General features: G+C 61.5%; 4 protein-coding genes, 2 pseudogenes and 1 riboswitch. Of the genes and pseudogenes, 2 read left to right on the top strand and 4 right to left on the bottom strand.

Annotated features, from left to right (window positions below; genetic code table 11):
• Positions 1–211 (top strand): annotated as a pseudogene (locus EOA85_RS38260) (AI-2E family transporter); the annotation flags it as partial.
• Between the two features lie 260 nt (positions 212–471).
• Here the strand turns inward: EOA85_RS38260 and EOA85_RS28585 are convergent.
• The 4 genes and pseudogenes from EOA85_RS28585 to EOA85_RS28600 all read right to left on the bottom strand — a co-directional run.
• Positions 472–1,485, bottom strand: coding sequence for an ABC transporter substrate-binding protein (locus EOA85_RS28585; RefSeq protein WP_127211988.1), 1,014 nt, complete (start codon positions 1,483–1,485; stop codon positions 472–474).
• The gene (locus EOA85_RS28590) at positions 1,482–2,240 is read right to left on the bottom strand and encodes an ABC transporter ATP-binding protein (RefSeq protein ID WP_095517186.1); all 759 of its coding nucleotides are present in this window, start codon (positions 2,238–2,240) and stop codon (positions 1,482–1,484) included. The genes EOA85_RS28585 and EOA85_RS28590 overlap by 4 nt, the downstream gene beginning before the upstream one ends.
• Positions 2,237–3,037: an ABC transporter permease gene (locus tag EOA85_RS28595; protein ID WP_164759940.1), complete on the bottom strand. Its 801-nt coding sequence runs from the start codon at positions 3,035–3,037 to the stop codon at positions 2,237–2,239. Before EOA85_RS28595 ends, EOA85_RS28590 begins: the two co-directional genes overlap by 4 nt.
• Positions 3,038–3,116: 79 nt before the next feature.
• Positions 3,117–3,266 (bottom strand): annotated as a pseudogene (locus tag EOA85_RS28600) (HMP/thiamine-binding protein); the annotation flags it as partial.
• A riboswitch (TPP riboswitch) is annotated at positions 3,257–3,369 on the bottom strand. (Overlaps the previous pseudogene by 10 nt.)
• A 251-nt stretch (positions 3,370–3,620) precedes the next feature.
• Here EOA85_RS28600 and EOA85_RS28605 point away from each other — a divergent pair.
• Positions 3,621–4,397 carry a sulfite exporter TauE/SafE family protein gene (locus EOA85_RS28605; RefSeq protein ID WP_127211990.1) on the top strand — a complete coding sequence of 259 codons (777 nt, stop codon included), beginning with the start codon at positions 3,621–3,623 and terminating at the stop codon, positions 4,395–4,397.
• Positions 4,398–4,529: the final 132 nt, after the last annotated feature.

Genomic DNA, 4,529 nt, shown 5'->3' on the forward strand with positions numbered 1-4,529 from the left:
CCACACAGTCATGGCCTTTATCGGCGCGGTTGGTGGCATCGTCCTCTTTGGAGCATCCGGACTCGTCCTCGGCCCTGCGGTGATCGCGGTCACCATCAGCCTCATTGACATTCTCAAAAAACGGTTGAACGGCCAACCCGGGGCGGAACTGACGCCAAAGCGCTACACGAAGCCATCACGTCAGTCCGGAGCCGGGCCTAGTCGTGAGTAAGCACCGCCACGCGCCCCTGTTCGATTCTAGACCTAAAGACTTGGCAGGCCGTATCGCTCGCGAAGGGTGCGCTCACCCCCAGCGTCGAAAAGACTTCCGGACGCTCCAGCAAAGGCATCACGTCGTCGATGAAGCTTTGCTGGTCGACCCAATAGTCGAGGCTAGTCGAGGCAAGCGGGTCGCTTTTCGGGTATGCGCCAACCGGCCTCGTGACTGCCGAGGCCAAAGATCACGGCATTGAGATATGCGCAGCGGCGGGCTCATTTTTCGCCGGCTATATAGGCGTTGCTGTAATAGGCCGCGAAATCGGGGCGTGCGCCGATCAGGTTCCCATCGCTGTCGCGCAGGGCGCCGGCCTTGAACAGGTAGTCGCCGATCGCCTCCATCTTTACTGGATCGATTGTGCCGATCGCGCCGGTGGGGCTTTGCAGATAGTGGCCGTCGACCAGCGCCTTCAGGGATGCTTCGATCAGCGGACGGTCGGTCAGCACGTCGCTGTTTGCTGCGATCAGGATATCAGCCGCTTCTTGCGGATGTTCGACGGCGAAGGCATAGCCGCGCCTGGTCGCGGCGATGAACCCAGTTGCCGTGTCCTTGTTCTTTTCGAGGTAGGCCCGGCTCGAGCCAATGAAATTGGTGTGTTGGTCGGGCGCGCCGTAATCGGCGTAGCGGAAGGCGCGTTGGGCCTTGCCGTCAAGTTCCGCTTTGATCCCCTCCCAAGTATAGACTTCGAGCGTAAAATCGACTGCGCCATCGGCCAAGGCCTCATAGGCGGAGGTGCCCAGCGTCACCGTTTCGAATTTGCCCTCGCCGCCATCATGGCGGATGATGGTGCCGATCAGCGCATTCTCCCAGGCGCTGCCGAAACCGCCATAGGTTAGGCCGTCCAGGTCCCTTGGGGACTGTATATCGGCGCGGTCGGCATTGAACACCAGCCTGCCGGTTTCTGTCTGCATGATGGCGTAGGTGGCGACGAGGTCGGCGCCGGCGGTGCGTTGGGTGAACAATCCTATGGATCCCAATATACCGAAATCAGCCACGCGGTTGGCGATCAGCGTACCGGCCGCAGTGTCGCTGTAGGGCAGGATCTGCACGTCGAGCCCGGCCTCGGCGTAGAAGCCTTTCGCCTGGGCGACATAGAGCCCGACATGGTTTGTGTTCGGCGTCCAGTCTAGTGCGACGGTGACAGTCTGCTGGGCGCGGACGGACGTGACGGGACCGAGCCCGGAGATCAATGCGGCAGCGATGAAGAGGCGTCTGGAAAGCATGGTCATGTCCTTTGGGCGGGCTGTGGATCGAGCAGGGTATCGAGGATGTCGGCTTCGATGGCGCTGGCTTCCGGCGAGACAAGATCCGTGCGCGGGCGCGGAAGAGGTATGGCGATTTCGCGCAGCACGCGGGCGGGGCGGCTGCTCAGCACATAGATGCGGTCGGACAGGAAGACTGCCTCGCGCACGTCGTGGGTGATCAGCAGGACGGTCCAGCGGTGTCGGTCCCACATCATCGCAAGCCAGCGCTGCATGCCGGTGCGCGTGAGGGCGTCGAGTGCGCCGAACGGTTCGTCGAGCAACAGCATGGCGCGGTCCTGCACGACGGTACGCAACAGCGCGGCGCGCTGGCGCATTCCGCCCGAGAGCTGCGCCGGATACCTTTGCTCGAAGCCCGCAAGGCCGAATTCGCCGAAGAGCGGCGCCACCTTGTCGCGCGCCGCCTTGCGGGACATGCCTTGCACTTCCAAACCGAGCGCGGTGTTGTCGATAACCGTGCGCCAAGGCATCAGGGCATCGTGCTGCGGCATGAAGGCAAACGGTCGGCGCGCGTCGGCCAATGGCCGCCCGTCGAAGTCGACACCGCCGCCGTAGCCTTCGAGACCGCCCGTCAGCAATTTGAAGATCGTGGATTTGCCGGCTCCGGAGGGGCCGAGGATTGAAACGAATTCGCCCGGCTCGACATGCAGGGTGATGCCGGCAAGCACGTCAATGTCGCCAAAACGCTTGCTGACTTGGCGCAGCTCCAGCCGCCTGCTCATGATTTTCGTGCGGCATCGAGCCGCTCCCATGGCATGGCGGCGCGCTGGATCAGCACCGTGGCGGCAAACAGGGCCAGCGTGAGCAAGGCGCTGATCAGCACGGCTGCGAGCACGAGATCGGGCCGGAAATTGTTCTTGGCGTTGAGCATGTAGATGCCGAGCCCTTTGGCCGCGCCGGCATATTCCGCGAAGATGGCGCCCACCACGGCGTAGGTGATCGAGATACGCAGCCCGGCGAAGAAATAGGGCAGCGAGGAGGGCAGGCGGGCCAGCAGGAAAATGCGCATGCGGGAAGCGCCCATCGAACTCAGAAGCGCCGAGATGTCCCGATCCGTCGATTCGTAACCCTGCACCAGCGCGACCAGCATGGGAAAGAAAGTCACGAGGGCGACCAGCATGATCTTCGGCGTCAGCCCGAAGCCGAACCAGAGAATGACCAGCGGGGCGATCGCCACCAGCGGCAGCGTCTGGCTAATGATGAAGACCGGGAACAGGGCGCGGCGCAGCGGTTTGAAGAAATCGATCAGCACCGAAAGAAGGAAGGCAACGGCCAGCGAGCAGGCGAAGCCCACCAATGTGGCACTGGTGGTCGGCACAGTGTTGTCGAACAGCGCCTGGCGCTGCTGGATGGCCTGGGCGAGAATGCGTGACGGCGCGGGCAGCGTGGTGGGCGAGATGCCCGAGATGCGCGCATAGAGCTCCCAAGCCAAAACCAGCGTGCCGACAGATAGCAAGGCCGGTCCGATCTTGGCGAACAAGGCTGCGATTCGCGGCGCGGCGGAGAAAGATTGGGACATGCGAGACCTGTCTGGCGCGAAAAGATCAGCGCGGGGCCGGGCTGTTGGCCGAGACCGTGAGGTCGGTCGTGACATGGCCCTCGGGCGTGCCAACCGGGAGCGTCGAAATATCGCCTGTGCCCATGCGCAACCGATCGCGACAAGGGTCGAGCGCATCGAGCGCGGAGATGTCGACACCGACGAAATCGCCGGTCCTCGGATAAAGAGAAATCTGTACGTCAGAAAACATCGCCCGCCTCGCTCCGCTGGTATTATCCAGATCAGCTCTAGGGTTTACGGGCTTGCAGCCCATCTCTCAGCCCCGACGATACGGAGCACCCCTGTGGATGGCGGCAATTAAACAGATATGGGGTGGAGCTGCAAGTCAGGGTCCGGCCCCGTGAAACTTCGGGTCGGAGGAGGTGGGCCGCAGTGCTATGCGATCGCAGCGGGTGCGGAAAGGCGACGATCGAGTGGACAGTTTCCCGTTCGTCGCCATTGTCGATGCCAGGCGTTTGGTGAATTGTGGAAGCATGAATTGCATTCGTTGTAGGCAGCGGGTTTCTATTTCGCCCATTACGACCGCGCTTTGTTGGAGAGCCAAATGCAAGAATTTATCCTTTTTGCGCTCGTAGGGTTTGTAGCTCAAGCTGTCGACGGGGCTCTCGGCATGGCCTACGGCGTGGTTTCCTCGACAACGCTGCTGGGGTTTGGCGTGTCTCCTGCACACGCTTCGGCTTCAGTTCACGCGGCTGAGTTGTTTACCACTGCGGCCTCGGGTTCGGCTCACCTCTATCACCGCAATATCGACTGGAAACTTTTCTGGCGGCTGATGCCATTTGGCGTGCTCGGCGGCGTTCTCGGCGCTTTTGTGCTCACCTCGTTTGAGGGGGCGATCATGAAGCCATATGTGACGACATACCTTGCGCTCGTCGGAGCTTGGCTCCTGTTCCGTTCCTTCCGGCGGATCCCAAGCAAACCGGTCCCTGCGGGCGTGGTGCCTCCCCTTGGGCTTGGTGGTGGATTTCTCGATGCCGCAGGGGGTGGCGGATGGGGACCAATCGTAACGACGGGCCTTCTCGGTTTTGGCGGGACGCCCCGCTACGTTATTGGAACAGTAAATGCGAGCGAGTTCCTCATCACGCTCTCGGTGTCTCTGACCTTCTTGTTTGCATTACTAACGGGCCATTGGGCGGAGGCAGGAGAGCTAACGGAAAATCTACTCTCTGTCGCCGGCTTGATCCTTGGCGGCGTAGTCGCAGCGCCGATGGCCGGTTGGGTGGTGAAGTCAATCGCAGAAAAGACGCTTCTCAGGCTCGTTGGCATTCTCATTATACTGCTGGCGGGCTGGCAAACCGCGCAACTCTTCGAATGGGTGTAAACTGAGGCACATCGAAAAAGTTGTCGGCGTCGCTTCCCCGGCGGCCGTGCCGGAAACGAAAACTCAGTTCCCAAATGGAACGAAGAGACCCCTTTGATGTTTGGCTTCCTTGGACAACCGGAGGACGAGTCG

The organism is Mesorhizobium sp. M5C.F.Ca.IN.020.29.1.1, assembly GCF_003997375.1.
Lineage (GTDB): Bacteria > Pseudomonadota > Alphaproteobacteria > Rhizobiales > Rhizobiaceae > Mesorhizobium > Mesorhizobium wenxiniae.

What these genes read in the sequence shown, in the direction of transcription:
- EOA85_RS28595 (WP_164759940.1), bottom strand. Translation starts at nt 3,037, where the DNA reads ATGTCCCAATCTTTCTCCGCCGCGCCGCGAATCGCAGCCTTGTTCGCC.
- EOA85_RS28605 (WP_127211990.1), top strand. Translation starts at nt 3,621, where the DNA reads ATGCAAGAATTTATCCTTTTTGCGCTCGTAGGGTTTGTAGCTCAAGCT.
- EOA85_RS28590 (WP_095517186.1), bottom strand. Translation starts at nt 2,240, where the DNA reads ATGAGCAGGCGGCTGGAGCTGCGCCAAGTCAGCAAGCGTTTTGGCGAC.
- EOA85_RS28585 (WP_127211988.1), bottom strand. Translation starts at nt 1,485, where the DNA reads ATGACCATGCTTTCCAGACGCCTCTTCATCGCTGCCGCATTGATCTCC.